Source organism: Actinoplanes sp. NPDC051861 (assembly GCF_040681145.1).
GTDB lineage: Bacteria > Actinomycetota > Actinomycetes > Mycobacteriales > Micromonosporaceae > Actinoplanes.
On record NZ_JBFAYE010000004.1, the window covers coordinates 567,475 to 593,926 of the forward strand.

At 71.6% G+C, this 26,452-nt stretch carries 24 protein-coding genes; 14 read left to right on the top strand and 10 right to left on the bottom strand.

Annotated elements, in window-relative coordinates:
• Positions 1–218: 218 nt before the first annotated feature.
• Positions 219–407 (bottom strand): hypothetical protein, encoded by a 189-nt coding sequence (locus AB0M02_RS16825; protein ID WP_364227369.1) that lies wholly within the window; start codon positions 405–407, stop codon positions 219–221.
• 141 nt (positions 408–548) lie between these two features.
• Here AB0M02_RS16825 and AB0M02_RS16830 point away from each other — a divergent pair, with 141 nt between their 5' ends.
• A complete protein-coding gene (locus AB0M02_RS16830; RefSeq protein WP_364227372.1) occupies positions 549–1,670 on the top strand; it encodes a WG repeat-containing protein in 1,122 nt (373 codons plus the stop codon).
• A 14-nt stretch (positions 1,671–1,684) separates the two neighbouring features.
• Positions 1,685–2,683 (top strand): aldo/keto reductase family protein, encoded by a 999-nt coding sequence (locus AB0M02_RS16835; RefSeq protein ID WP_364227375.1) that lies wholly within the window; start codon positions 1,685–1,687, stop codon positions 2,681–2,683.
• 33 nt (positions 2,684–2,716) lie between these two features.
• On the opposite strand, the gene AB0M02_RS16840 is transcribed toward AB0M02_RS16835, so the two are convergent.
• Positions 2,717–3,538: a site-2 protease family protein gene (locus tag AB0M02_RS16840; RefSeq protein ID WP_364227378.1), complete on the bottom strand. Its 822-nt coding sequence runs from the start codon at positions 3,536–3,538 to the stop codon at positions 2,717–2,719.
• Between the two features lies 1 nt (position 3,539).
• Positions 3,540–3,737 carry a hypothetical protein gene (locus AB0M02_RS16845; protein ID WP_364227381.1) on the bottom strand — a complete coding sequence of 66 codons (198 nt, stop codon included), beginning with the start codon at positions 3,735–3,737 and terminating at the stop codon, positions 3,540–3,542.
• A gap of 82 nt (positions 3,738–3,819) precedes the next feature.
• On the opposite strand from AB0M02_RS16845, the gene AB0M02_RS16850 reads away from it, so the two are divergent.
• Both AB0M02_RS16850 and cobS read left to right on the top strand, forming a co-directional pair.
• Complete coding sequence (locus AB0M02_RS16850) at positions 3,820–5,622, top strand: bifunctional adenosylcobinamide kinase/adenosylcobinamide-phosphate guanylyltransferase (RefSeq protein ID WP_364227384.1); 1,803 nt, start codon at positions 3,820–3,822, stop codon at positions 5,620–5,622.
• Positions 5,615–6,349 carry an adenosylcobinamide-GDP ribazoletransferase gene (gene cobS / locus AB0M02_RS16855; RefSeq protein ID WP_364227387.1) on the top strand — a complete coding sequence of 245 codons (735 nt, stop codon included), beginning with the start codon at positions 5,615–5,617 and terminating at the stop codon, positions 6,347–6,349. Before AB0M02_RS16850 ends, cobS begins: the two co-directional genes overlap by 8 nt.
• A gap of 217 nt (positions 6,350–6,566) precedes the next feature.
• On the opposite strand, the gene gcvT is transcribed toward cobS, so the two are convergent.
• A complete protein-coding gene (gene gcvT / locus AB0M02_RS16860; RefSeq protein WP_364227389.1) occupies positions 6,567–7,658 on the bottom strand; it encodes a glycine cleavage system aminomethyltransferase GcvT in 1,092 nt (363 codons plus the stop codon).
• 117 nt (positions 7,659–7,775) lie between these two features.
• Between gcvT and AB0M02_RS16865 the strand changes: the two genes are divergently transcribed.
• Positions 7,776–9,308: a leucyl aminopeptidase gene (locus AB0M02_RS16865; protein ID WP_364227392.1), complete on the top strand. Its 1,533-nt coding sequence runs from the start codon at positions 7,776–7,778 to the stop codon at positions 9,306–9,308.
• Positions 9,309–9,324: 16 nt separating this feature from the next.
• Here AB0M02_RS16865 and AB0M02_RS16870 read toward each other — a convergent pair whose 3' ends face one another.
• Complete coding sequence (locus AB0M02_RS16870) at positions 9,325–9,648, bottom strand: hypothetical protein (RefSeq protein WP_364227395.1); 324 nt, start codon at positions 9,646–9,648, stop codon at positions 9,325–9,327.
• Positions 9,649–9,811: 163 nt separating this feature from the next.
• Here AB0M02_RS16870 and lpdA point away from each other — a divergent pair, with 163 nt between their 5' ends.
• The 6 genes from lpdA (at position 9,812) to AB0M02_RS16900 (ending at position 16,695) form a co-directional block, all read left to right on the top strand.
• Complete coding sequence (gene lpdA, locus AB0M02_RS16875; protein ID WP_364227397.1) at positions 9,812–11,203, top strand: dihydrolipoyl dehydrogenase; 1,392 nt, start codon at positions 9,812–9,814, stop codon at positions 11,201–11,203.
• Between the two features lie 35 nt (positions 11,204–11,238).
• Positions 11,239–13,005, top strand: coding sequence for a 2-oxoglutarate dehydrogenase, E2 component, dihydrolipoamide succinyltransferase (gene sucB, locus AB0M02_RS16880; protein ID WP_364227399.1), 1,767 nt, complete (start codon positions 11,239–11,241; stop codon positions 13,003–13,005).
• 79 nt (positions 13,006–13,084) lie between these two features.
• Positions 13,085–14,002, top strand: coding sequence for a TIGR01777 family oxidoreductase (locus tag AB0M02_RS16885; RefSeq protein WP_364227402.1), 918 nt, complete (start codon positions 13,085–13,087; stop codon positions 14,000–14,002).
• A gap of 32 nt (positions 14,003–14,034) precedes the next feature.
• Complete coding sequence (locus AB0M02_RS16890; RefSeq protein ID WP_364227404.1) at positions 14,035–15,888, top strand: DUF2079 domain-containing protein; 1,854 nt, start codon at positions 14,035–14,037, stop codon at positions 15,886–15,888.
• 13 nt (positions 15,889–15,901) lie between these two features.
• Complete coding sequence (lipB, locus tag AB0M02_RS16895) at positions 15,902–16,531, top strand: lipoyl(octanoyl) transferase LipB (RefSeq protein WP_364227406.1); 630 nt, start codon at positions 15,902–15,904, stop codon at positions 16,529–16,531.
• Positions 16,531–16,695 (top strand): peptide ABC transporter substrate-binding protein, encoded by a 165-nt coding sequence (locus AB0M02_RS16900; protein ID WP_364227408.1) that lies wholly within the window; start codon positions 16,531–16,533, stop codon positions 16,693–16,695. The genes lipB and AB0M02_RS16900 overlap by 1 nt, the downstream gene beginning before the upstream one ends.
• Here AB0M02_RS16900 and AB0M02_RS16905 read toward each other — a convergent pair.
• A complete protein-coding gene (locus tag AB0M02_RS16905) occupies positions 16,673–17,752 on the bottom strand; it encodes a PQQ-binding-like beta-propeller repeat protein (RefSeq protein ID WP_364227409.1) in 1,080 nt (359 codons plus the stop codon). The two genes, AB0M02_RS16900 and AB0M02_RS16905, sit on opposite strands and share 23 nt — an antisense overlap.
• A 40-nt stretch (positions 17,753–17,792) precedes the next feature.
• Positions 17,793–19,049: an aspartate--tRNA(Asn) ligase gene (gene aspS / locus AB0M02_RS16910; RefSeq protein ID WP_364227412.1), complete on the bottom strand. Its 1,257-nt coding sequence runs from the start codon at positions 19,047–19,049 to the stop codon at positions 17,793–17,795.
• A gap of 358 nt (positions 19,050–19,407) precedes the next feature.
• Here aspS and lipA point away from each other — a divergent pair, with 358 nt between their 5' ends.
• Positions 19,408–20,304, top strand: coding sequence for a lipoyl synthase (gene lipA, locus AB0M02_RS16915; RefSeq protein ID WP_364227504.1), 897 nt, complete (start codon positions 19,408–19,410; stop codon positions 20,302–20,304).
• Positions 20,305–20,659: 355 nt separating this feature from the next.
• Here lipA and AB0M02_RS16920 read toward each other — a convergent pair whose 3' ends face one another.
• From AB0M02_RS16920 to AB0M02_RS16930, 3 genes are all read right to left on the bottom strand, one after another.
• Positions 20,660–20,887 (bottom strand): hypothetical protein, encoded by a 228-nt coding sequence (locus tag AB0M02_RS16920; RefSeq protein ID WP_364227414.1) that lies wholly within the window; start codon positions 20,885–20,887, stop codon positions 20,660–20,662.
• Between the two features lie 90 nt (positions 20,888–20,977).
• Positions 20,978–23,935: an AAA family ATPase gene (locus tag AB0M02_RS16925; protein ID WP_364227417.1), complete on the bottom strand. Its 2,958-nt coding sequence runs from the start codon at positions 23,933–23,935 to the stop codon at positions 20,978–20,980.
• A 44-nt stretch (positions 23,936–23,979) separates the two neighbouring features.
• Positions 23,980–24,192, bottom strand: coding sequence for a hypothetical protein (locus tag AB0M02_RS16930; RefSeq protein ID WP_364227420.1), 213 nt, complete (start codon positions 24,190–24,192; stop codon positions 23,980–23,982).
• 116 nt (positions 24,193–24,308) lie between these two features.
• Between AB0M02_RS16930 and AB0M02_RS16935 the strand changes: the two genes are divergently transcribed.
• Entirely contained in the window at positions 24,309–25,001 is a 693-nt protein-coding gene (locus AB0M02_RS16935) for a DUF4191 domain-containing protein (RefSeq protein ID WP_364227423.1), read from the top strand.
• A 206-nt stretch (positions 25,002–25,207) separates the two neighbouring features.
• Positions 25,208–26,359 carry a type VII secretion protein EccE gene (locus AB0M02_RS16940; protein ID WP_364227426.1) on the top strand — a complete coding sequence of 384 codons (1,152 nt, stop codon included), beginning with the start codon at positions 25,208–25,210 and terminating at the stop codon, positions 26,357–26,359.
• Positions 26,360–26,452: the final 93 nt, after the last annotated feature.

Sequence of the window (26,452 nt, forward strand, 5' to 3'; positions counted from 1 at the left end):
CCCGCGACGGAGAGGTCGCGGTTGAGGGACTGGCTGCCGCCGGGGACGGCCACGAGGGCGGCGGGGCTGATTCGGGAGCTTCGGGCGTACACGAAAAGGCTGACGATGAGCGTGCGGTAGGCACTCAGGGTGACCACGACGGTGATGGGGCGACCCACGGTGAGCCGGCGGCGGCTGCGCAGAGTGAGCCCGGAGAAGGCGCCGCAGCGGAGCGTGAGCTAGCCCCGCCGGTTGCCCCGAGTGCGCCCGAGCAGGCCGCGGCGGCGGAGAGCAAGCCGGCCCCGGCGGCCGTAGCGCAGAGTGGGCCGGCGCCCGCGCCGAGGAGCGAGCGGGTTCGGCAGCGGCGGGAGCAGCCCGCAAACGATCAGCGACGGCGGCGGGATCCGGAGGAGATTCTCGCGGCTCACGCGTGGACGTTTGACCCGGAGACGCTGCGGGAGCAGGTTGATGAGCCTGACCGTTTGTGGGATCTCACGGACCGGCTCACGGACCGGCTTGAATTCGCTGAGCGGGACAACGTCCGTGCCGGGCTGCTGAGCCTCCGAGCTGTGGTCGCACGAGTCCTCGGTGAGATGGACGACGCCCTGGCCGATGGCCGGGAGGCGCTGCGGCACGCGGAGGCCAGTGGCGAGCTGCGACCGGTTTCGATCGCCCAAGCGCGGTTGGCGCAGGTGTTGCAGTGGCGGGGCGAGTACGCCGAAGCGGATCGGCTCTACGAGCAGGCCGACTCGGTCGAGCTGCCGGCCCGGGTTCGTGCTGAGATTCGGGAGTTGGCCGGGCGGTCCGCTTTCGATCAGGGTCGGTATCTGGAGGCGGTGAATCACTTCGAGCGGGCGCTGAACGTTCGCGGTGGTGAGGACGCGGAGATGGTCGAGCGGATCGAGCTGGCGCTCGATGCGATCACGCGGCGCACCGGGGATGGTGGCTGGGGTCCGTATCCGCGCAGCCGGGAGGAGGTGCTCGGGCTGCCTGCGGCGCCGACGCCGCTGCGTGACGACGGCACAAACCTTTGGGGGTACGCGGCCGCGGTCGAACCGCGTTACGCGGAGGCGCAGCCGTTCTCCGAGGGTCTCGCGTGGGTACGCCGCCCCGACTCGCCATCCTGGGAGCTGATCGACCAGAACGGTGAGCTGGTGATCTCCGCCGCGGCCGGGTTCCTGGGCGTGGGACGGTTCTCCGAGGGACTGGCGTGGGTGACGCGCGGCCCCGGCGAGGGCTGGGTCGCCATCGACCGGCAGAACCGGCTCGTCGTGCCGGGCGGGTTCGAGGAGGGCCGGCCGTTCCGTCGCGGGCTGGCGCAGATCCGCCGCGGTGGGCTGTGGGGTGCCGTGGACAGGCACGCCCGGATCGCGGTGGAGCCCCGCTTCCGGCATTTCGCGACCGTGCTGCACACCGGCGCGACGGTGGACGGTTTCACCGACGAGGGCCTTGCCGTCGTCGACGGCGGCACCGGGTTCGGCGTGCTCGACCGGACCGGGCGGATGGTGGTGCGGCCGGAGTACGCCGGAGTCGTCATCCACCCGTCCGCCTTCCTGGTACGCGACCGGACCGGCAACTGGGGCGCCCTGAACCGCCAGGGCGAACCGCTCGTGGACGTGGCCCATCGGGACCGCGACGAGGTCGTCAACGAGGTGCTGCGCCTGCTCCCGGACGCGAGGCCGGTCCTCTAGATAGATTCAGGGGCATGGAGCACCGTCATCTCGGCCGTTCCGGCCTGCTGGTCAGTGAGATCGCCTACGGCAACTGGATCACCCACGGTTCACAGGTGGAGGAGGACGCGGCCACCGCCTGCGTGCGGGCCGCCCTGGACGCCGGCATCACCACGTTCGACACCGCCGACGTCTACGCCGGCACCCGCGCCGAGGAGGTGCTGGGCCGGGCGCTCAAGGGCGAGCGCCGGGACGGGCTGGAGATCTTCACGAAGGTCTTCTGGCGTACGGGACCGGCACCGAACGACAGCGGCCTGTCCCGCAAGCACATCCTGACCTCGATCGACGGCTCGCTGCGCCGGCTCGGCACCGACTACGTCGACCTCTACCAGGCTCACCGGTACGACTACGCCACCCCGCTCGAGGAGACCATGGAGGCGTTCGCCGATGTGGTACGCAGCGGCAAGGCGCACTACATCGGCGTCTCGGAGTGGACCGCCGAGCAGATCCGGGCCGCCAAGCCGCTCGCCGACGAACTGCGGGTGCGCCTCGTGTCGAACCAGCCGCAGTACTCGATGTTGTGGCGGGTCATCGAGGCCGAGGTCGTGCCGGCCTCGGTCGAGCTGGGCCTGGGCCAGATCGTCTGGTCGCCGATCGCGCAGGGTGTGCTGACCGGCAAGTACCGGGCCGGTGAGCAGCCGCCCGCCGGTTCCCGCGCCACCGACGACAAGTCCGGTGCGGGTTTCATCGCGCGCTGGCTCGAGGACGACGTGCTGACCGCGGTCGCGAACCTCAAGCCGCTCGCCGAGCAGGCCGGGCTGACGATGGCCCAGCTGGCGGTGGCGTGGGTGCTGCAGAACCCGAACGTCTCCGCGGCGATCATCGGGGCGTCCCGCCCGGAGCAGGTGCACGACAACGTGAAGGCGTCCGGGGTGAAGCTGGACGACAGCCTGCTCAAGGCGATCGACGAGATCGTCGAGCCGGTGACCACCCGGGACCCGGCCCTGACGACGAGCCCGGCCAAGCGCCCGTGAGGGAAAGAGGGGCCGCCGCGGCGGCCCCTCTTCTCAGCTCCAGAAACGCATCAGGTCGAAGCCGTACGCGTACAGCCACGGCGGCACGCTGATCAGCTCGGCCAGCCAGTTCACCAGGCTGTAGAAGTAGTCGCCGACCTGGGTCTGCCACAGCAGCAGGAACAGCACCAGGAAGCCCCACGGCGCGGCGAGGTTCCAGGCCCGCTGGTACGCCGGGCTGAAGAACGGCGAGATGATGCCGCCGCCGTCCAGGCCGGGCACCGGCAGGAAGTTGAGCACGCTCGCGGTCACCTGCAGAAACGCCAGCAGCGCCAGCGCGGACCAGAACTCGATGTGGTCGGCGCTGGACAGCTGGTAACGCCCGGTCACGCTCTGGGTCAGCTCCGGCGCCATCCCGGCCAGGAACGGCACCGCCACCAGCAGCGCGAGCGCCACGTTGGTGAGCGGGCCGGCCGCGCTGATCAGCGAGTCCTTCACCCTGCTGCGGATGTACCGGTGGTCGACCCAGACCGCGCCGCCGGGCAGGCCGATGCCGCCGAGGATCACCACGATCACCGGCAGCACGATGGAGAGCAGCGGGTGGGTGTACTTGAGCGGGTTGAGGCGCAGGTAGCCGCGGTCGGCCACGGTCAGGTCGCCGGAGAAGTATCCGGAGACCGCGTGGGCGTACTCATGCAGGCAGAGTGAGATCACCCAGCCCGAGATGACGAAGAGGAAGACGTCGATCTTGACGTTGCCGAAGCGGGTCCAGGTCATGATGCCGCTCGCCACGAACACCGCGACGATGCCGACGAAGACCGGGCTGGGGATGAACGCGTTCCTCGGCGTACGGGTGTAGACCGGTTCGTACGTCACGTCAGTCCGCCGGAGCCAGGCTCATCTGGTAGTCGACCCGCTCGTCCTCGACCAGCACGACCGTGCTCACGCCGGAGGACTGCAGCTGCCGCCACTCCTGGCCGATCCAGGACTCCGCGTCCGCCTGGCTGCTGAACGTCTCGGCCGGCCCGTCTACTGGCTTTCCGTCGACGTCCTCGTACCGCCAACTCCACGGCATTGAGCCGCCCCCTCACGTCGTCCGTCGGTGGGCTTCCACCCTACGGCGTCGAGGTGTGCGACCCGGCTCTAAGGTACGGGGCATGTCCGAAGATCGGTGGAACACGGTCCTGGTGCTCGGCGGAATCCGCTCCGGCAAATCCGCGTTCGCCGAATCGCTGGTGGCAGACGCGCCCGCGGTGCGCTATGTGGCCACCGCGATCGGCGGCGAGGACGACCCGGAATGGCTCGCACGGATCGAGGCGCACCAGCGGCGCCGCCCGCAGGCGTGGTCGACCGAGGAGACCGGTGCCGACCCGGCGCGGCTGACCGCGCTGCTCACGGAGGCCAAGCCGGAGGACACGTTCCTCGTGGACGACCTCGGCGGCTGGGTGGCGTCGGTGCTGGACCCGGTGCGCCAGCCCAACGACGACGAGGCCGACGTGGCGGCGCTGGCCACGGCGGTACGGGAGTGCGCCGCACGAGTCGTGCTGGTCAGCCCGGAGGTCGGGCTGTCGCTGGTGCCGGTCACGCCGGTGGGCCGGGCGTTCGCGGACGCGCTGGGCACGACGAACCAGGCCCTCGCCGAGGTCTGCGACGGGGTCGTCCTGGTGGTGGCCGGCCAGCCGACCTGGCTAAAACAGGACATATCACGAAAAATCCCGGCAGAGCCGACGCCAGCGGTGCTTTCCGAGGCCCCGAGCGCGACTCCAGCCCCGAGCCCGGCTCCAGCCCCGGCCCCGCCGGCCGTCACCGCTCCCCCACCCCCACCGACCGCCACCCCGACCGTGGTGACACCGGAAACGCCGGCGGAGACGCCGGAGACACGGACAGCGCCCACCTGGACCGAGGCCACCACCGCCCTCCCCCTGATCTACTCCGGCCTCACCGAGATCAAACCCGGCATGGACCTCCCCCTGCCGAACCAGGACGCCGGCCCCGACGCCCGCGACCGCCTCCCCGGCCTGGACCTCCCCGGCGCCGGCCTCGGCGCCCTGGCCGAAGCGGTCGAGTTCGCCGCGGCCACCCAGGACACGATGAAGCCCGCGTCCTGGTCCGCGGTACGCCTCGTGCTGATCGCCGGTCGGCACGCCGGCGGTGCCGCCGCCGGCGCCGACCCGTTCGACATCGAGCGCCGGATCACCGAGGCCGAGCAGGGCACCGGCCTCCTGGGGCGACTGGCCGCACAGGTGGGCGCCGACATCGCGGTGCTGCGGGCCGCCGACGCGGGCGCCTTCGAGGACGGCCCGGTCACCGACGACGCGACTGTCGAGGCGGCCATGCGCGAGGGCTGGCGGCTCGCCGACGCGGCCGCCGACGCCGGCAAGGACGCGATCCTGCTGGCCGGTCTGGCGCCGGGCCTGGAGGCGACCGCCACCGCCGTGCTCTCCGCCACCACCGGCGCCGAGGCGGTCGCCATGCTGCCCCGGGTGACGCTGCCGGGCGGCCGGTTCGACGACAACGCGTGGATGGTGCGCTGCGCCGCCGTACGCGACGCCCTACACCGCATCCGCCAGGAGTCCCGCGGCGCCACCGACATCCTGCGCGAACTCGGCGGCCCCGACCTCGCCGTTGCCACCGGCGTGCTGCTCGGCGCCGCCGCCCGCCGCCTGCCGGTGCTGCTGGACGGCCCGCTCGGTATCGCGGCCGGCCTGGTCGCCCGCGATCTGGCCGCGCAGACCCGGCACTGGTGCCTGCTGCCCGAGGCCGGCCGGCTCGCGCTGGTCCGCCAGGGCGCCGACGTCCTCGGCCTCACGCCGGTGCTGGAGATCGGCCTGGATCTGGGCGAGGGCGCCAACGCGCTGACCGTCCTGCCGGTCCTGCGCACCGCGATCGGCCTGGCCGCCTCGCTGCCCGTGCACCCGGCGCTGCTGGCGGAGCAGGGGGACGCGGGGCTGAGTGCTTGACGGGCTACGGCTGGCGATCACCACGCTGACCGTCCTGCCGCTGCGCCCCGGCCGTGTCGACCGCCCCACCGCCGCCGTGGCAATGTCGGTGGCCCCGCTGGTCGGCGCACTGCTCGGCCTCATCCTGGCGGCCGGCCACGAGGGCCTGCGCACAGCGGGCTCACCACCGCTGGTGGCCGCCGGGGTGACGGTGGCCGCCGCCGCACTGCTCACCCGCAGTCTCCACCTGGACGGTCTGGCCGACACAGTGGACGCGCTGGGCTCCTACCGCACGGGCACTAAAGCCCTAGAAATAATGAAAAAATCGGACATAGGGCCGTTCGGGGTGGCGGCGATCGCGGTAACTGTCCTCATCCAGGCCGCGGCCCTCACCGACACGACCCCCTGGGCACTGATCACCGCGTGGACCACCGGCCGCCTCGCCATCACGATCGCCTGCCGCCGAGGTGTGCCCGCCGCCCGTCCCGACGGCCTGGGCGCCATGGTCGCGTCAACGGTGCCGCTCTGGGCCGTCGCAACGGCCGCGGTCACCGTCGCGGGCCTGGCCACTGCCGCGGTCCCCGGCCGTCCCTGGCAGGGGCCGGCCGCCGTCGCCATCGCACTCTTGGCGGTGGTCCTTCTGGTGCGCCATTGCGTACGCCGCTTCGGCGGCCTGACCGGCGACGTGCTCGGCTGCGCGGTGGAGCTCGCCACCACCGTCACCCTGGTAGCCCTCACCCTCGCCTGACCCACCCAGCGTGTGAAGTTCGGCCCCGCAGCAAACCCGAACTCCACACACAACAACGGCGGCCCCGCAGCAGACCCGAACTCCCCACACAACAACGGCGGGCGCGCAGCAAACCCGAACTCCCCACACAACAACGCCCACACGACAACGGCGGGCGCGCAGCAGACCCCAACGACAGGCGCGCGAGAGGACCGAACGGTCAGCGGACCGAGGGAGTTCAGCGGACCGAGGGAGTCACGAACGGCGGCTTCACGACGCGCGCCTCGACACGCTTGCCCCGGATGTCGAGCTCGACCAGATCACCGTCGGCGATCCCGGCCGCGGTGTCGATGAGGGCCAGTGCGATGCCCACCTTCTTCGTCGGCGAGAAGGTGCCGCTGGTCGTCTCGCCGATCAGTGTGCTTTTCGCGTACACATTCATATGACCCCGCGGAATGCCTCGCCCGGTCAGCTCAAGCCCCCGCAGCGTCCGCCGGGGACCGGCGGCCTTCTCCGCGACAAGCGCGTCGCGGCCCCAGAAGGCCGGCTTGCCCCAGCCGACCGCCCAGCCGGAGCGGGCCTGCACCGGGCTGATGTCGAGGGTCAGTTCCTGGCCGTGCAGGGGGTAACCCATCTCGGTACGCAGCGTGTCGCGCGCGCCCAGCCCGCACGGCCGCACCCCGGCCTCGATGATCGCGTCCCAGACCGCGCCCGCGCCGTCCCAGCCGACCACCAGCTCATATCCGTGCTCGCCGGTGTAGCCGGTGCGGCAGACGACAAGATCGGTCCCGCTCAGCGTGGCCGCGTCGAACGACATGTAGTCGTGCGCGGTGGGCAGCCCGAGCTTGCCGAGGATCTCCGCGGAACCCGGGCCCTGGACCGCCAGCACGGCGTGCGAACGGTGCTCGTCGGCAACCGTGATCCCGGCCGGCGCCGCCTCGGTCAGCCGGCGCACCACCTCGGCCGTGTTCGCCGCGTTCGGGATGAGGAAGACGTGGTCGTCGCCGTACAGATAGGCGATCAGGTCGTCGACGACCCCACCGGAGGAATCGCAGCAGAGCGTGTACTGCGCCCTGCCCGGCGCGATCCGGCCCAGGTCGTTGGTGAGGCACGAGTTCACGAAGTCCGCCGCGCCGGCACCGCGCACCCGGGCCTTGCCGAGGTGCGACACGTCGAAGATCCCGGCCGCCTCACGGACGGCCGCGTGCTCCTTCAGTACACCGCCGCCGGCGTACTCCAGCGGCATGTCCCAGCCGCCGAAGGAGGCGAACTTCGCACCCAGGGCGACGTGGCGATCGTGCAGCGGTGACCGGAGAAGCTCGGCAGACATGAGACTCAACTTACCGGTGACCTTGGGGCTCGTTAGAGTCGCGGTGACAACACCTCTTCCCAACAGCCGGGAACGCACCACCCGTGACTACCCGGCTCGACGTCCCGGAGCGCCCGAGTGACTCAGCCCAGCCTCAGCCTGGTCGACACCGACCCGGCCGAATTGGCGGTCGATGCCATCGTCATCGGCCTGCACAGCCAGCCCGACGAGGACGGTGCCCTGCTGCCGGCCGCCGGCGCCGAGAGCATCGCCGCGGCGTTCGACGGCAGGCTGACCGCGACGCTGGCTCTGCTCGGCGCGAGCGGGGCCCCGGGCGAGGTGACCAAGCTCGCCACGCTCGGCACCGTCGCGGCGCCGCTGATCGTCGCGGTCGGCCTGGGCAGCGAGCCGTCCGGCCCCGCGCCCGAGCTGGAGACGCTGCGCCGTGGCACCGGCGCCGCGGTACGCGCCCTCGCCGGCAGCAGCACCGTGGCGCTCGCCCTGCCGCTGCCCGACGACGACGCCTCGCCCGTGCTGCGCGCGGTGCTCGAGGGCGCGCTGCTCGGCTCCTACCGCTTCGCCGGTTACAAGACCAAGCCGCAGAAGGGGCGCCGCGACCCGGTGACCGCTCTGCAGGTGCACGTCCCGGACGCCGCCGACCCCGCAGCGGCCGCCGAGATCGAGCGGGCGCAGACCGTGGCCCGTGCCGTACGCCTGACCCGCGACTGGGTGAACATGCCGCCCAACGAGCTGCGCCCGGCGGGCTTCGCCGACCTGGTGTCGCAGGCCGCCACGGAGGCCGGCCTCGGTGTCGAGGTGCTCGACTTCGATCAGCTCAAGGCCGGCGGTTACGGCGGCATCGTGGCGGTCGGGCAGGGCTCCGAGGCCCCGCCGCGCCTGGTGAAGCTGACCTACACCCCGGACGGCGTCACCGACCCGAAGCGGGTCGCGCTGGTCGGCAAGGGCATCACGTTCGACACCGGCGGCATCAGCATCAAGCCGGCAGCGGGCATGTGGGAGATGAAGTCCGACATGGCCGGGGCCGCCGCGGTCGCCGCAACGTTGCTCGCGGTCGCCGCCCTCAAGCCGGGCGTCGCGGTCTCCGGCTACCTGGCGATCGCCGAGAACATGCCCTCCGGATCGGCGTACCGGCCGGGTGACGTGATCACCATGTTCAACGGCAAGCGGGTCGAGGTGTTCAACACCGACGCCGAGGGCCGGATGGTGCTCGGCGACGCGATCGCCCGCGCCTGCGCGGACGGGACCGACTACCTGTTCGAGACGTCCACGCTGACCGGTGGCCAGGTGGTGGCGCTGGGCAAGCGGATCGCCGGCCTGATGGGCTCGGACGAGGCGATCGAGCTGGTGCGGGCCGCCGGTGCGGCGGTCGGCGAGCCGGCCTGGCCGATGCCGCTGCCGGACGACGTGCGCAAGGGCATGGAGTCGGAGATCGCCGACATCTGCCAGACGAACTCCAGCATGGACCGGGCCGGGCACATGCTGCAGGGCGGTGTGTTCCTGCGCGAGTTCGTGGCCGAGGGTGTCGAGTGGGCGCACATCGACATCGCCGGCCCCAGCTATCACACGGGCGAGCCGAACGGGTACTGGACCAAGGGTGGCACCGGGGTGCCGGTCCGCACGTTCCTCAGGGTGATCGACGACCTGTCCTGAGCGGTGGCGCCGCCCTTCACGGCGAGGGGCGGCGCCGCTGCCGTTCGTTGTAGTCCCGCATCCGCTGCGGATAACCGAGCAGGCGTACGTCATAGATCGGCATCGACAGCTGGTGGGCGAAACGCCGCGCCACATCGGGCGACTGGATCCGCCGCCTGGTCCATTCACCGTCGTGTGCCACGAGCAACAGGGTGGTCTCGGTCACTGTCGTCTGTGGCTCGACGAAAGCCTCGACTCCGCGACGCGACCGGACGAATTGCGTAAGATGCTCGAGATCGGCCTTCTCCACGGGCCGTCCGCCAGGCCTGCCCTGTTGAGGACGTCGCCGAAACCAAGCCACTACCGCTCCTCACGTTCGATGCGGCAAGGGTACGTCCAGCCGACGTGTCGTGGGGCACCTGACTGCATTGACCGGCTCCCGAAGTGACAAGATGTCAGCGACGGGACTGTGACCGTTTCCATTGTGTGACCCACATGGCGACGATGCGACTACTGGAGTCAACGTGAGCCAGCCCAACGGCGGAACCTTCGACATCGTCATTCTCGGCGCCGGCAGCGGTGGTTACGCGGCCGCGCTGCGCGCCGCGCAGTTCGACCTCTCGGTCGCCCTGATCGACAAGGCGGAGCTGGGCGGCACGTGCCTGCACCGTGGCTGCATCCCCACCAAGGCGCTGCTGCACGCCGCCGAGATCGCCGACCAGACGCGCGAGAGCGAGCAGTTCGGCGTCAAGGCGGACCTGGTCGGCATCGACATGGCCGGCGTGAACGCGTACAAGGACGGCGTCGTCGGCCGGCTCTTCAAGGGCCTCACCGGGATGCTGACCCACAACAAGAACATCACGGTGGTGGCCGGCGAGGGCAAGCTCGTCAGCAAGGACACCGTCGAGGTGAACGGTCAGCGGTACACCGGCCGCAACGTCATCCTCGCCACCGGCTCCTACTCGCGCTCGCTGCCCGGCCTGGAGGTCGACGGCAAGCGGGTGCTGACCAGTGAGCACGCCCTCCGGCTGGACCGCGTGCCCGCCTCCGCGATCGTGCTGGGCGGCGGCGTCATCGGCGTCGAGTTCGCCAGCGTGTGGAAGTCGTTCGGTGCCGACGTGACCATCGTCGAGGCCCTGCCCCGCCTGGTCGCCGCCGAGGACGAGGACATCTCGAAGCAGGTCGAGCGCGCCTTCCGCAAGCGGAAGATCAACTTCAAGGTCGGCAAGCCGTTCGAGAAGGTCGAGCACACCGACAACGGTGTGAAGGTGACCATCGCCGGCGGCGAGACCCTCGAGGCCGAGGTGCTGCTGGTCGCGGTCGGGCGTGGCCCGACAACCGCCAATCTCGGGTACGAGCAGCAGGGCATCACCCTCGACCGCGGCTTCGTGATCGTGGACGAGCGCCTGCGCACCGGGGTCGGCAACATCTACGCCGTCGGCGACATCGTGCCCGGTCTGCAGCTCGCGCACCGCGGCTTCCAGCAGGGCATCTTCGTGGCCGAGGAGATCGCCGGGAAGAACCCGGCCGTGATCGACGAGGCCGGCATCCCGCGGGTCACCTACTCCGACCCGGAGGTCGCGTCGGTCGGCATCACCGAGGCCAAGGCCAAGGAGCAGTACGGTGCGGACAAGGTCTCGACGTACAACTACAACCTGGGCGGCAACGGCAAGAGCCAGATCCTCAAGACCGCGGGTTTTGTGAAGCTGGTGCGGGTCGACGACGGCCCGGTCGTCGGCGTCCACATGGTCGGCGCGCGTGTCGGCGAGCTCGTCGGCGAAGCCCAGCTGATCTTCAACTGGGAGGCCTTCCCCGAGGAGGTCGCCCAGCTCGTACACGCCCACCCGACGCAGAACGAGGCGCTGGGCGAGGCCTTCCTCGCGCTCGCGGGTAAGCCCCTGCACGCGCACAGCTGATCCGTTCGTTACTGCGACAAGGAGTTTGGGGAAAAATGCCGGTATCGGTAACCATGCCGCGGCTGGGTGAGAGCGTCACCGAGGGCACCGTCACGCGGTGGCTCAAGCAGGAGGGCGAGCGGGTCGAAGCCGACGAGCCGCTGCTGGAGGTGTCGACCGACAAGGTCGACACCGAGATCCCCTCGCCCGCCGCGGGTGTGCTCACCCGGATCGTGGTCGGCGAGGACGAGACCGCCGAGGTCGGCAGCGAGCTGGCCGTCATCGCCGGCGAGGGCGAGGACGCGGGTTCGTCCGCTCCGGCCCCCGCCGCTTCCGCGCAGGAGCAGGCAACGGAGCCTGAACCGGAGCCGGCCGCGCTCAACGAGCCCTCGACCGAGAAGCCGGTCGAGGAGGAGGCCCCGGCGCCGCAGACCGCGGCTCCGTCCGGCTCCGCCGAGGGCACCGCCGTCAAGATGCCCGCGCTCGGTGAGAGCGTCACCGAGGGCACCGTGACCCGGTGGCTGAAGCAGGTCGGCGAGAGCGTCGAGGCCGACGAGCCGCTGCTCGAGGTCTCCACCGACAAGGTCGACACCGAGATCCCGTCGCCGGTCGCCGGCACGCTGCTGGAGATCAAGGTCGCCGAGGACGAGACCGCCGACGTCGGCGCCGAGCTGGCGATCATCGGCGTCCAGGGTGCGGCTCCGGCCGCTGCCGCCCCGGCCCCGGCCCCTGCGCCTGCGCCGAGGCAGGAGGAGGCTCCGAAGCAAGAGCAGCCGCGGATCGAGTCGGCCCCGGCCCCGCAGGTCGCGCAGTCCGCGCCCGCCCCGGCTCAGCCGGCCGCCCCGGCCGCCGAGACGGTCAGGGCGAACGGCGCCGGCGACGCCGGTTACGTGACCCCGCTCGTGCGCAAGCTCGCGGCCGAGAAGGGCGTGGACCTGTCCTCGCTCACCGGCACCGGCGTCGGTGGCCGCATCCGCAAGCAGGACGTCCTGGACGCCGCCGAGAAGGCCGCCGCGGCGAAGGCCCCGGCCGCCGCCGCTCCCGCGCAGCAGCAGGCCGCCGCCCCCGCGGAGAAGGCCGCCAAGCCCGAGCCGAGCCCGCTGCGTGGCCGCACCGAGAAGCTCACCCGCATCCGGGCCACCATCGCCCGGCGCATGGTGGAGTCGCTGCAGGTCTCGGCGCAGCTCACCACGGTGGTCGAGGTGGACGTCACCAAGATCGCCAACCTGCGGAACAAGGCGAAGGCCGAGTTCCAGGCCAAGCACGGCGTGAAGCTCTCCTTCCTGCCGTTCTTCGCCCTGGCCACGGTCGAGGCGCTGCAGCAGCACCCGGTGGTCAACTCCTCGATCGACGTCGAGGCGGGCACGGTCACCTACCACGGCTCCGAGCACCTCGGCATCGCGGTGGACGCGCCGAAGGGCCTGGTCGTCCCGGTCATCAAGGAGGCCGGCGACCTCAACCTGGCCGGTCTGGCCAAGCGGATCGCGGACCTCGCGGACCGGACCCGCAACAACAAGATCGGGCCGGACGAGATCGGCGGCGGCACCTTCACGCTGACCAACACCGGCAGCCGGGGCGCGCTGTTCGACACGCCGATCATCAACCAGCCGCAGGTGGGCATCCTCGGCACCGGCGCGGTGGTCAAGCGCGCCGTGATCGTGAACGACCCGAACCTCGGCGAGATCATCGTGCCGCGTTCGATGGTCTACCTCGCGCTCAGCTACGACCACCGGATCGTGGACGGCGCGGACGCCGCCCGCTTCCTGGTGACCGTCAAGGAGCGCCTGGAGGGCGGGCACTTCGAGGCTGACCTCGGTCTGTAAGAACTCCACGACCGGGGCACACCGTGAGGTGTGCCCCGGTTTGTTTTGCGCAGACCGATCTTCGGGCAAGAATCGGGACATGCGGATCGTCATCGCCGGGGCCTCCGGGTATCTCGGCACACGGCTCGTGAACCGGCTCCGGCGCAGCGGGCACGAGCTCACCCGGCTGGTGCGCCGGCCGGCGCAGGGGCGCGGGGAGGCCACCTGGGAACCGGCGCAGGGCCAGCTCGACCCGGCGGTGCTCGCCGGCGCCGACGCCGTGATCAACCTGTCCGGCGCGAACGTCGGCGACCGCCGCTGGACCGCCGCCTACAAGCGGGTCCTGCGCGGCAGCCGGATCGACACCACCGGCACCATCGCCAAGACGCTGCGGCAGCTGCCGGACGACGAGCGCCCCCGCACGCTGCTCCAGTCCTCCGCCGTCGGGTGGTACGGCGACACCGGCGACCAGACCGTGACCGAGGAGGCGCCGGCCGGCACCACGTTCCTGGCCGACCTGTGCCGGGTCTGGGAGGCCGCCGCACGCCCCGCCGAGGACGCCGGCGTACGCGTGGCCCTGCTCCGCACCGCCCCCACCATCGATTCACAGGGCTCACTGCTCAAACCGCTGCTGCTGCCGTTCAAACTGGGCGCCGGCGCGCGGATCGGCGGCGGGCGGCAGTGGATGGCCTGGATCGCGATCGCCGACTGGCTGAACGCGGCCGAGTTCCTGCTCGAACGCGAGGACATCGCCGGCCCGGTCAACGTGGTCGCGCCGGAGCCGGTCACCAACGCCGAGTTCACCAGGCTGCTGGCACGCCGGCTGCGACGGCCGGCGCTGTTCACGGTGCCCGGTCCGGCCCTTGACCTGCTGCTCGGCGAGCTGGCCGGTGAGGCGCAGCGCAGTCAGCGGGTGCTGCCGGGAGTGCTCTCGGGAGCCGGGTTCGCGTGGGCGTACCCCGGAATGGACGCCGCGTTGGCGGCGGCCCTGCGCCCGGAACCGGCGATGGCCCCCTGATCTCCGGCGGGGGCTTGCTAACCTGCGCCTTGATGTCAGTCGCCGTCCCCACCTCCGCCGTGCCCACGGACCCGCCCTCCGAGCCCGCTGTCGCGCCGCTCCGAGCCCGGCCACCGTGGCGTGCCCACCTGACCGTCGCGCTGATCGCCTTGGCGCTCGCCGTCTACGTCACGAACGGCCTGTGGCGCGACCCGTACGAGCATGTGCTCTCCGACAACGTCGGCGACCAGGCGTGGTTCGAGTGGCTGCTGGCGTACGGCGTGCACATGCTGGGCAACGGCACCGACCCCTACTTCGCGGAGATGATGAACGCTCCGCTCGGTGTCAACCTGGCGGCGAACACGTCGATCACGGTCTACACCGTGCTCTTCGCGCCGCTGACCTGGCTGGCCGGCCCGCAGGTCAGCTTCGTGACGATCCTGACGCTGAACCTGGCCGGGTCCGCCTTCGCGTGGTATCTGTTCCTGCGCCGCTGGCTGGTCCACCACACGCTGCCGGCCGCGCTGGGCGGCCTTTTCTGTGGCTTCGCGCCGGGCTTCATCTCGCACGCGAACGGCCACCTGAACTGGACGGCCGGCTGGATCGCGCCGGTGGTGCTCTGGCAGGTGCTGAAACTGCGCGAGCCGGGCCGCTGGCTGCGTCACGGGCTGATCCTCGGTGTCACGCTGGCGGTGGGCTTCTCGATCGCGCCGGAGGGCCTGTTCTACACGGCCCTGGCCTGCGGGGTGTTCCTCGGCGTGTGGTCGCTGGCCCGGCCGGTGCGGCAGGAGGCCCGGGAGGCGCTGCCGACCGTGCTGCGGGCGCTGGGCGTCACCGCGGTGGTGGCCGGCACGCTGCTGGCGTACCCGTTGTACATGCACTTCGCCGGGCCGCTCACGTTCACCGGCACCGGCTTCAACCAGCGGTACTTCCTGGAGGACTCGGCGGCGTTCCTGTCGTTCCCGAGCCGCTCGCTCGCCGGGCTGGCCGGGTACGGGTCCGACCTCGGGCCGAACCGCACCGAGGAGACGTCGTACTTCGGCGTACCCCTGATCGCTCTGATGATCATCGCGCTGGAGTTCCTCTGGCGTGGTGCCGATCCGGGCCGCCGGGCCACGCTCCGGGCGGTCGCGGTGACCGGCGCGTTCTTCTTCGTCCTCTCGCTCGGCCCGCGCCTGAACTGGATGGGCGACGAGGTCGCCGACTTCCCGCTGCCCTACGCGGCACTCGCCCACCTGCCGCTCTTCGACTCGGCGCTGCCGCTGCGGTTCGCGCTCGCCCTGGTCGGCGTGTTCGGCATCCTGCTCGCCCTGCTCGCCGAGCAGCTGATGACCACGAAACCCGGCACCACGCGGCGGGCGTTCGTCGCCGGCATCGTCCTGGCCCTGCTGCCGATCTTCCCGCTGCCCGTACGCGACCAGCACCGCGCACCCGAGCCGGCCTTCATCGCGAACGGCACCTGGCAGCGGTACGTCTCGGAGAACGGCGTGCTCACCGCGCTCCCGTTCGCGCTCAACGTGCACGCCGACGGGCAGCGCTGGCAGGCGTACACGATGGCCCGTGGCGGCCCGCAGTTCCGCATCCCGGACGGCTACTTCCTCGGCCCGCAGAACACCGGCGAGAACGGCAGCAAGGAGACCGGCCGGATCGGCGCGCCGCCCCGGGCCACCGACTGGCTGTTCACCCGCGCCGCCCTGTACGGCTACGTCCCGCAGCTCAGCGAGGTCGACCGGGAGCAGGCTCGCGAGGACTTCGCGTACTGGGGTGTCGAAGCGGTGTTCCTGGCCGACGAGATCACCGGCTCGGACCACCGGATCCTGTTCCGGGAGGCCGTGCTGACCACCGCCACCGAGCTGCTCGGCGAGCCGGAGCGGGTGGACGACGTGCTGCTGTGGCGGATCCGGTGAGTACGCTGGCGGAGTGACCTCCTCAGTCCTGACCGTCCTGCGTCCCGGCCTGGTCGACTACGTCGCCGCCTGGGACGAGCAGAAGCGCGTGCACGAGGGCGTGGCGTCCGGTTCCCAGCCGGACACCGTCCTGCTGCTGGAACACCCGAGCGTCTTCACCGCCGGCAAGCGGACCGAACCCGCCGACCGGCCGTTCGACGGCACCCCCGTCGTCGACGTGGACCGCGGCGGCAAGATCACCTGGCACGGGCCCGGCCAGCTCGTGGGCTATCCGATCCTGCGCCTGCCGGATCCAGTCGACGTGGTGGCGTACGTGCGTCGCGTCGAGCAGATGCTGATCGACGTCTGCGCCGAGTTCGGCGTCGCCACCGAGCGCGTCGAGGGCCGCAGCGGCGCCTGGGTCAGGGCGACCGACGGCGGTCTCGACCGCAAGATCGCCCAGATCGGCATCCGGGTGTCGCGCGGCGTGACCCTGCACGGTTTCGCCCTCAACTGCGACTGCGACCTGGCGAACTTCGACCGCTTCGTCCCGTGCGGCATCCGGGACGCCGCTGTCACCTCGCTCAGCGCCGAGCTGGGCCGCCCGGTGACCGTCGCCGAGGTGCTGCCGGTCGTCGAGCGCCACCTGCACACGCTGTTCTGATGGCGCTCTACCGCGATCCCCGCGACAAGCGGGTCTTCGTCCCGAAGCAGGGCGGCGGGGTGGTGCTCAACTTCGGCCACCCCGTCGCCTGGACCATCCTGATCTGCACGACGATCATCCCGTTCACGATCGTCGCCGTCGTCACGCTGATGGTGATCCTCTAGAGCCCCTGCTGGGGAATCGCCACACCATGACCTCGCCCTTGCCCACCTTGCAGGCCAGGTGGCGGTCCACCCGGGCACACCCGGTCGGCAGTCCGGCGCCGGGGAGATGACCGCGGATCTCGCCCGTCGCCATGTCCCGCACCCAGGTCCGGTCCTGGCTCGCGCGCAGCAACACGTCGCCGGCCAGGACACCGCGCCCGGCGAACTCGGTCAGGACCTGGCCGGTCGCCGGGTCGAGAGCCCGCACCGTCGCGTCAGCCAGGCACAGCCGGTCGCCGCAGGGCGTCAACGTGGAGCGGGCGGTCGCGGGCGCCGACCACAGCGGGTCGAGACGGGGAAGGCGCAGCGCCGTCACACTCGACGGCCCCAGGCCGTAGACCCGGCCGCCACCCGCCGCCAGGGAGTGCACCGGGCCGGCGGTGGCGGTGCCGGCCATCTCACCGGTGGCGGCGACATAGGTGAAGACGTCACCGTTCGCGTCGGCGACCACCAGATGCGGCCCGTCGGACGCGGCCGCGACGAGTCCCGACGGGAACGGGAGCCACCACGCGACGCGCCGGGTGGCGACGTCCAGCACGCCGAGGCGGTCCTCCTCCCAGAGCGCGATCCGGTCGCCGGCCGCCACCGCCGTTCCGAGTCCGGACGACTTCCAGAGCACCTCACCGGTGTGCCGGTCGAGGACCAGCGCGGTGAACCCGACCCCGGAGGTGACGACCAGATACGTACCGGCCTCGGCCAGACTCGGCACCCCGCCGTCGCCCTCGATCGTCCGGCTCCAGGCGACCTCGTTCCCGTCCAGGGTCCGTGCCACCACCTCCACCGCCACGCCGACATCGTCCTCCGGCAGGTTGGTGGAGTAGAGCATGTCGGCGGCCAGCAGCCAGGACGCGACCCGGTCACCTTGAAAGGCGACCACCCGGAGCACGCCGGAACCGGCCGGTCCCGCCGACGCTGCCAGCAGGAGAGCCGCCAGCAGCGACAGCAGCAGCGGTAACCCGCGCGGACGGCGGGGCGGCCGGGCGCGGGCCGGCGGAATCGAGTCCAGATCGATGGTCACCAACGAATTCGATCCCGCCGCCCGTCAAATCACCGTGAACTCACGGGGCTATGCGGTGCAGGTCTCGCGGGAAGGCGGTGACCTCCCGGACGTTGGCCGCACCCGTCAGCCGCGCCACGAAACGCTCCAGTCCGATCGCCCAGCCACCGTGCGGCGGCATCCCGTACCGAAAGCCGTCAAGATACCCCTGATACGCCTCCACCCGGCCGTCCAGCGCCGCGAGATAGTCCTCGTATCGGTGCAGCCGCTGACCCCCGGTGACGATCTCCATGCCCCGGAACAGCAGGTCGAAACCGTTCGAGAAGCCCGGCCGGGACGGGTCCGGATGGGTGTAGAACGGCCGCTTGCGCATCGGGTACCCGGTCACGAACACGAACTCCGACCCGTGCTCCCGCAGCGCCCACTCCCCCACCGCGCGCTCGTGCGCCGGCGCCAGGTCCGGTTCGTCCTCGGGCGCCCCGGCGATCCGCAGCGCCTCGGTGAAGTGCACGGCCGGGATCTCCTCCGGCACACTCGACTCGCTGAAACCGGTGCGTTGCGCCACCTCCGCGATCATCCCGGCCAGGGTCCGGGTCAGCGCCGCCATCACGTCCCGGTGGTCGGTGACGAACCCCATCTCGGCGTCCAGCGACGTGTACTGCGCCAGGTGCCGCCCGGTGTCGCTGGGCTCGGCGCGGAACACCGGCCCCACCTCGAAGACCCGCTCGAACACCCCGACCATCAGCTGCTTGTAGAACTGCGGCGACTGCGCCAGATAGCCCGGCCGCCCGAAGTAGTCGAGCCGGAACACGTTCGCACCCGACTCGGTCGCCGACTCCACGATCTTGGGCGTCTGGATCTCGACGAACCGCTGCTCCTCCAGCGCCTTGCGGAATCCGGCGGTCGCGGCCGCGGCGATACGCAAGCTTCTCGCGCGCGTCCGGTGCCGCAGCGCAAGGGCGGCGTGGTCCAGCTGAGCGGGCAGACCCGCGGTCAGCGCGGGCCGATGCAGATCAAAAGGCAGGGGTACGCGGACCGCACTCATTTCGCGTACGGATGGTTCGACCAGCTCGACCCCACCGGGCGCCTGCGCGTTCGCGGTGACCAGCGCGGTGACCTCGACGACGCTCTCCTCGGTGAGCCGCTCCAGCTGCTCGCGCGCGGCACCGTCGGTGACGACCACCTGGCTGAGCCCCTCGGCGTCCCGGACGATCAGGAAGGCCACCGACTTGAGCAGGCGGCGACGGTGTACCCAGCCGGCGATCGTCACTTTCTCGTGGACGTGCGCGGACAGCTGGGCGGAGAGGATGCGTTGCATGGCTCGTACCTCCTCTGGGTTTCTGCAACGCGGCCCCAGGGAGGTGCGGGCGAGCGGGATCCTCGCGGTACCACCGCACCTTCGCGCCCGTCTCGGGCGCCTCTTGTCATGCTCGGCTCCGGGGTGTCTTCGCGCTCCGGCGCACGGGCCACCCTTCCCAGCTACCGGGTGGCTCTCTCGGCCGGCGTGTTCGGAGCGTTACTTGTCCCCATCAATGCCGTGGCGGGACGTTAGCAACATCCGCCCCGCCGTGCACCCCGTTTTCCCGAACGCCGGTGAGTGCACTCACACCCTGCGTCGGGATGGCCCGCGGCGGGCGTATCTTCGGGGAGTGACTATTGCTCCCGAGGGCCGCCGCATGCTGCGCATCGAGGCGCGCAACGCCGAAACTCCCATCGAGCGGAAGCCGCCGTGGATCAAAGTCAAGGCGAAGATGGGCCCTGAGTACACGCAGATGCGCGGTCTGGTGCAGAAGGAAGGCCTGCACACGGTCTGCCAGGAGGCCGGGTGCCCCAACATCTACGAGTGCTGGGAAGACCGCGAGGCCACCTTCCTCATCGGCGGTGACCAGTGCACCCGCCGCTGCGACTTCTGCCAGATCGACACCGGCAAGCCGGCCGAGTTCGACGCCGACGAGCCGCGCCGCGTCGGCGAGTCCGTCGCCACCATGGGCCTGCGCTACGCCACCGTCACCGGCGTCGCCCGCGACGACCTGCCCGACGGCGGCGCCTGGCTCTACGCGGAGACCGTCCGCCAGATCCACAAACTCCAGCCCGGCTGTGGCGTCGAGCTGCTGATCCCCGACTTCAACGCCGAGCCCACCCAGCTCGCCGAGGTCTTCGGCGCCGCACCCGAGGTGCTGGCCCACAACGTCGAGACGGTCCCGCGCATCTTCAAGCGCATCCGCCCCGGCTTCCGCTACGAGCGCTCCCTCGACGTCATCACCCAGGCCCGAGCCGCCAACCTGGTGACCAAGAGCAACCTGATCCTCGGCATGGGCGAGGAACGCTCCGAAATCTCCACAGCCCTCCGCGACCTCCACAACGCCGGCTGCGAACTGGTGACCATCACCCAGTACCTCCGCCCCACCCCCCGCCACCACCCGGTCGAGCGCTGGGTAAAGCCCGAGGAATTCGTAGAACTCCAGGAAGAAGCCACCCAAATCGGCTTCGCAGGCGTAATGTCCGGCCCCCTGGTCCGCTCCTCCTACCGAGCCGGCCGCCTCTACAAACAGGCCCTGGACGCCCGCGCCTAACCCCCCAACCCTCCCTCCCTCCTGGGCGGCGCCCTCCACGGCGCCGCCCACTCGCATCTCCCCCCACCGTTCCGTGTGAAGTTCGGCCCCCCTCCGCACCCCAACTCCACACACCACACCCCCCCCCACAACCCCCACAACCCACCGTGTGAACTTCCGCCCCGCTCCGCACCCCAACTCCACACACCGCACCCCCCTCCACAACCCACACAACCCACCGTGTGAACTTCCGCCCCGCTCCGCACCCCAACTCCACACACCGCAGCCGCATGCCCGAGCGCGGCGTGTAGTGCCGGCACAGCAAAGCGCCGCCCCACGGGTCCCCCCGCCGGACGGCGCTCGCGCGTTCCAGGGCCTACTTCTTCTTGGCCTTCCCCTTCTTGCCCTTCTTCCCAGACCCAGACCCGGACCGGGACCCAGTGCCACCACCAGCCCCCGCCGCTTCCGGAGCCACAACCGGCCCCAGCAGCTTCGCGAAGATCATCACCAGCGGTGCCACCCAGGCCCACCAAGGCACACCCGAGTCCGGCCCGAACAACACCTCGACGACGCGATAAGCCACGTCAAAGGCGTTCTCCATCATCGGCCTCCGAGGATTGAGCGGAGCGTAACCACTACCCCACGAGGAGTAGGCCCCCAACATCGGCACCCCGCCGCCGGCCCTTTAGCCCTTTCACTCCTCCAAGAGCCCGAGCCGATGAGCCACCGCCGCCGCCTCCACCCGGTTGCTCACCTCCAGCTTCGCGATGATCCGCGAGACGTGGACGCTGGCCGTCTTCGGCGAGATGAACAGCACCTGCGCGATCCGCCCGTTGCTGTGCCCTTCCGCAACCAGCCGCAGCACCTCCCGCTCCCGCGCGGTAAGCACCTCAGTCCCGCCGGCCCCGAACTCACCGGACCCCGCACCGGCGGGCCCGGTCCCCACAGCTTCCGAACCGCCCAGCCCGGCCCCCGCAGACCCGGCACGACCACGCCCGGCTCCGGAGGACGCCGCAGAAGAGCCCGCCCGCACCCCGAGCCGCCGCGCGAGAGTCTCCCCCGCCGCGACGAGCGGCCGGGCCCCCAACAGCTCCGCGATCCCCACCGACTCCGCAACCGCCTCAGCCGCCGCCTGCCGATCCGCAGCCACCGACTCCGCGAGTCCCAGCAACGCGACCCCGAGCTGATACGCCTGACCGTCCTCGCGCCAGGCCGCCACCGCCGCACGCCACCGCGGGACCCCGCCGTCGAGCAGCGCCGCCACCTCGGCCGCGCACGCCCGCTCGGCCGGATAACGCTGAGGCAGGACCGCCGCCACTTCCCGAATCGACGACTCCAGTTCGCGGGCGGAAGGCTCAACGCCGAGATCCGCGACCACCCGAGCCGCCGCCGCCAGCACCGCCCACCCGTAACGCGGCCGATGCACAACCCCCGCGTCCCGCACCCCGGCCCGTGCCGCGGCAACCGCCCCCACCAGGTCGCCCCCCGCGCGGCAGGCCAGAATCCGCAGTTCGAGGAGTGAGACCCGGGTCTCCGGGTTCAGGAACGGCTTGCTCAGGAACCCCGTAGCCCGGCCGACCAGCGCGTCCGCCCCCTCGTGGCCGCGGGCCAGGCGGATGCGGGCGCGCAGCCGCAGCCACGGGACGGCGAGGGTGCCCGGCGGGTCCTGGCGGGCGGCCTCGGCGAGCAGGCCGTCCGCCTCGTCCCAGCGGCCCAGGGCCATCAGTGCCTCGGCGTGGTTGGCCAGGAGATAGACGCCGGTCGTGCGGGAGACACCGAAACGGTCGGCGTGCGGCACGCCCTCGGCGGCGGTGGCGGCGGACTCCGCGTAGCTGCCCAGCTCGAACAGCGTGTCCGAGATGTTGACCAGCGAGTGCGCGAACGACTGCAGGTCACCCACGGCTCGGGCCCGCTCGACCGCTCGGCGCATGGCCGGCAGCGCTTCGTCGGCGGCGAGGCGGCCGGAGCAGACCTTGCCGAACGTGATCTCGGCCGAGATCTGGCCCGCCTCGTCGCCCAGCTCGGCCGCGACGTCCTTGACCTCCTGCGCCATCCGGCCGGCCTCGTCGGCGTCGATGCCGGCGAACACGTAGGCCACATCGCCCAGCAACCGCAACCAGACCGAGTCGCGCGGCGCCGCCCGCAACAGGCGGTAGGCCTCGCGAGCCTCCGGAGTGCCGTCGCTCTTGCCCGCGTTGCGCAGGAGTTTGGCCCGGCGGATCAGCAGCCGCGCCGCCCGCAGCGGCTCGGCGTCACAGTCCAGATCGCCGAGCGCGGCCCGGGTGAGGCTCAGCGCGCGCATGTGGTCACCGGAGTCGATCGCGACGAGCGCCGCCTCCTCCAGCAGATCGAGGTGGGTCGTGCCGATCAGGGCGGCGGCGTCCGGCACCTGCTCCCACAGCTCCAGGACGCGGTCGAGGAGGCTGGCCTGTTCCGCATAGGCATATCGGGACCCCGCGTAGTCGGCGGCTCGCCGCGCGGCGATCAGCGCGCGTGGGTGAGAGTGGGCCGCGTGCCAGTGGTGGGCGATCTCGGCCGGCGCCCGATCCAGGTCGACCAGCTGTGGTTCCGCCTCGATGGCCTCGGCGAACCGGGCGTGCAGCCGCGCGTGCTCCCCCGGCAGCAGGTCGTCGTGCACCGCCTCCCGGACCAGCGCGTGGCGGAACTCGTAACCCCCGTCGGGGTCGAAGACGATCATCTGGGCGGCGACTGCGGCACGCAGCGCGGACTCCAGCGCCGACTCGTCCACCCCGGCCACCCGGGCCAGCAGGTCGTGGCCGAACTGGGTCCCGCCGACCGCGGCCACCCGCAGCACCCGCTGGGCCGGCTCGGGCAGCAGGTCGACCCGGGAGAGCAGCAGGTCGCGCAGCGTCTCCGGGATGTCGCCGCAGCGCGGGTCGGCGGAGGCCGCGAACTGCTCGATGAAGAACGGGATGCCCTGCGCCCGCTCGAAGACCCCGTCCACCGTGGGCGGCTCCGGCTCGGCGCCGAGCAGATGGCCGAGCAGCACCGCGGTGCCGTCCCGGTCGAGCCGGTCCAGCTCCAGCCGCTGCACCCCGCGAACCCGCTCCAGCTCGGCAAGGAACGGTCGCAACGGATGGCCGCGGTGCAGCTCGTCGGTGCGGTAGGTGGCCAGCAGCAGAAGCCGCGGCACCCGCGCCGAGCGCACCAGGAAGCCGATCAGGTCACGGGTCGACCGGTCGGCCCAGTGCAGATCCTCGATCACCAGGACCACCGGCCGCTCCTCGGCGAGCCGGGCGAACAGCGACCCGACCAGCTCGAAGAGGTGTCCCCGGCGGCTCTCGGCGAAATCCGGCGGCGGCCCCAGCTCGGGCAGCAGCCGGGCGAACTCCGCCTCGCGCCCGGAGAACACCGCCCGGCCCTCACGCCGGGCCAGCTCCCGCAGCGCGGCGGCGAAGGGCGCGAACGGCAGCCCCTCCTCGCCGAGCTCCAGGCACTGCCCGGTGAGCAGGCGGACCGGCTCACCGGCCAGCGACCGGCAGAACTCCTCGACCAGGCGGGTCTTGCCCACCCCGGCCTCACCGCCGACCAGCAGGGCCGACGGCTCCTCACCCCGGACGCGCTTGAGCACCTCGTGCAGCGTGGCCAGGTCGGCCTCCCGGCCGACGAGAACCGCGCTGTGAGCTGTCATGGGTTCGAGCATGCCATGGGGGTGCGACAGAATTTCCGCGCCGATCACGAGGCGAGCGACTGCCGGGCGGACCGGGTGGGCTGAGCGGGCGGAGCGGACTGGGCCGACTGGGCCGGCCGCCGCACAAGAGGCCACCGCCACCGCCGGCGATGAGCACCGCCGCGTGCCAGCCGATAGAGGTCGGCCTCCCGGACCAACTCCTCATTACGCTCACGGATCAGGTCGAACTGGATCTCGGGACTGGTGAAAGGAATCATGCCGAGAACTCTTCGCGCGAAGGCACCCCTCGGTCATGGGGACAGTGCCTGATATCCGGGCGGCTGAGGTGCCCGGGCCGCCGTAAGGTACCTGAGCCCCACTACACTTTGCGGCTATGGCAAAGCCCCAGGAGAAGGTGTCGTTCCGCGAGCGCCTGAAGCAGATCGGCCAGGTGTTCTCGTTCACGGCGAAGCAGGACAAGTGGTTCGTTCCACTGGTCATCGGCGCGGTGGCGATCCCGGTCGCCCTCACCGTGCTCGTCGTGCTCCTGGGCTGGGGGCCGTTCTGGATCCCGGTCGGCATTCTGCTCACGCTGCTCGCCGTGCTGATCGTGCTCAACCTCCGGTCGAACACCGCGATGATGAACGTGGCGGAGGGCCAGCCCGGCGCCGCCGCCTCCCTCATGGAGAACATGCGCGGCGACTGGCGGGTGCGCCCCGCGGCGAGCTCCACCACCCAGTTCGACATGGTCCACGTGGTCATCGGCAAGCCCGGCGTCATCCTGCTCGGCGAGGGCGACCCGCAGCGTGTCCGCAGCCTGCTCAGCCAGGAGAAGAAGCGGCTGGTCAAGGTGATCGGCAACGCGCCGCTCTACGACTACGTGATCGGCCAGGAGGAGGGCCAGCTCCCGGTCCGCAAGCTGCGCTCGACCATGCTGCGCCTGCCGCGCAATCTCACCGGCAAGGACGTCAACGCCCTCGACAAGCGCCTCGGCGCCCTGATGGCTCGCCCCCAGATGCCCAAGGGCGCGATCCCCAAGAACATGCGGCCGAGCAAGGGCGCGTTCCGGCAGCAGCGTCCACGCTGACCCCTTTTACGGTACGAGACAGGCCGCCCCCGCCGGGTTCCCGCGTCCGCTGGTTCTCCGGCGAGCGGCCTGCACCGCCCAGGCCGTTGCGCCCCTCTCGCGCCCAGGCCGTACCTCATCGGTCCCGCGTCACACCTCCGGGACAACGACGATCATGATTACGGCCCTAGACTGGTGCCGTTACTGACCGTCGGGGAGGTGACCGGGTGCAGCCGTCCGACACGACCGTCCGCGCCGTGCCGCCGCGGGGCCGCCTGGGCCCGTTCCGCCTGAGTCAGCTGCTCGCCGCCGAGGCCGCCGTCCTGGCCGTGGTCGCCGGCCTCACCCGGGGCCCGATACCCACCCTGATCGCCGCGCTCCTGGCCGCCGCCCTGCTCCTGATCTTCTTCAGCCGCCGCGAGCACCGCTGGTGGACCGAGCACCGTCTGATGTCCCGCGCCCTGCGCCTCCGCCGTGCCGCGCGACTGGACACCCGAGCCGGCCCGATCCTGGCCCTCCTGCGCACCGTCGGCCCCGGCCTCACCGTCCGCGACCTACCGTCCACCGACGACGGCCCACCCACCGGTGTGGCGCGCGACGACGCCGGCTGGTTCAGCATCGTGGCCCTCGACCCCGCCACCGGCCCGGTCCCCCTGGACGCGCTGGTCACCGTCCTGGGCACCACCGACCAGCCCGGCCTCGTCCTGGAGCTCGTCACCACCACGATCCCCGCCCCGAACCCCGAGGTCCACCCCGCCTCCCCCGCCGCCTCCTCCTATCGCCAACTGCTGGAGTCCACCCCCATACCGGCGTTCCGGGAGACGTCGATCAGCGTGCGAGTCGATGCCCGTACGCTTGCTGAAGCCCTCCTTGACCACTCCGCCGACCCGGAGTCGGCCGCCGCGCTCTCCGCCGCCCTGGCCCGCCGCGTCGTGACAAGCCTGCGCCGAACCGGCATCACCGGCCGCGTCCTCACCGCCGCCGAGACAATCACCACCCTGGCCCGCTCCTGCGACATCGAACCCGGCTCCCCAGTGGACGAGACCTGGACCCACTGGCGCTCCGCCCGGCTCGTCCACCGCACCTACTGGCTCAAGACCTGGCCCGCCCAGGCCACCGAGATCGCCCCGCTCTTCGCCTGGGCCGCCACCGCCCCAGCCGCACAGACAAGCGTCGCCCTGATCCTCAAAGCAGCCGGCCCCGACGTATCAGTCCGCGCCTTCATCCGCCTGGCAACCCACCCCGACACCGACACCACCTCCCTGGAACACGTCCTCCTGAACGGCGCCCGCGACGCCGGCGCCGAACTCCACCCTCTGGACGGCGAACAGGGCCCAGCCACCTACGCCACCGCCCCAACCGGAGGCGGCGCCGGATGACCACCCCGCCCAACCGCCCCGGCACGCAGCCCACCCCACCGGCAACCACGCCGCACAGATCCCCTCGCCCGCACCCGCGGCACGCAGACCTCC

What these genes read in the sequence shown, in the direction of transcription:
- AB0M02_RS16835 (WP_364227375.1), top strand. Translation starts at nt 1,685, where the DNA reads ATGGAGCACCGTCATCTCGGCCGTTCCGGCCTGCTGGTCAGTGAGATC.
- AB0M02_RS16845 (WP_364227381.1), bottom strand. Translation starts at nt 3,737, where the DNA reads ATGCCGTGGAGTTGGCGGTACGAGGACGTCGACGGAAAGCCAGTAGAC.
- AB0M02_RS16850 (WP_364227384.1), top strand. Translation starts at nt 3,820, where the DNA reads ATGTCCGAAGATCGGTGGAACACGGTCCTGGTGCTCGGCGGAATCCGC.
- gcvT (WP_364227389.1), bottom strand. Translation starts at nt 7,658, where the DNA reads ATGTCTGCCGAGCTTCTCCGGTCACCGCTGCACGATCGCCACGTCGCC.
- sucB (WP_364227399.1), top strand. Translation starts at nt 11,239, where the DNA reads ATGCCGGTATCGGTAACCATGCCGCGGCTGGGTGAGAGCGTCACCGAG.
- AB0M02_RS16885 (WP_364227402.1), top strand. Translation starts at nt 13,085, where the DNA reads ATGCGGATCGTCATCGCCGGGGCCTCCGGGTATCTCGGCACACGGCTC.
- AB0M02_RS16890 (WP_364227404.1), top strand. Translation starts at nt 14,035, where the DNA reads ATGTCAGTCGCCGTCCCCACCTCCGCCGTGCCCACGGACCCGCCCTCC.
- AB0M02_RS16900 (WP_364227408.1), top strand. Translation starts at nt 16,531, where the DNA reads ATGGCGCTCTACCGCGATCCCCGCGACAAGCGGGTCTTCGTCCCGAAG.
- aspS (WP_364227412.1), bottom strand. Translation starts at nt 19,049, where the DNA reads ATGCAACGCATCCTCTCCGCCCAGCTGTCCGCGCACGTCCACGAGAAA.
- lipA (WP_364227504.1), top strand. Translation starts at nt 19,408, where the DNA reads ATGCTGCGCATCGAGGCGCGCAACGCCGAAACTCCCATCGAGCGGAAG.
- AB0M02_RS16920 (WP_364227414.1), bottom strand. Translation starts at nt 20,887, where the DNA reads ATGATGGAGAACGCCTTTGACGTGGCTTATCGCGTCGTCGAGGTGTTG.
- AB0M02_RS16925 (WP_364227417.1), bottom strand. Translation starts at nt 23,935, where the DNA reads ATGACAGCTCACAGCGCGGTTCTCGTCGGCCGGGAGGCCGACCTGGCC.
- AB0M02_RS16930 (WP_364227420.1), bottom strand. Translation starts at nt 24,192, where the DNA reads ATGATTCCTTTCACCAGTCCCGAGATCCAGTTCGACCTGATCCGTGAG.
- AB0M02_RS16935 (WP_364227423.1), top strand. Translation starts at nt 24,309, where the DNA reads ATGGCAAAGCCCCAGGAGAAGGTGTCGTTCCGCGAGCGCCTGAAGCAG.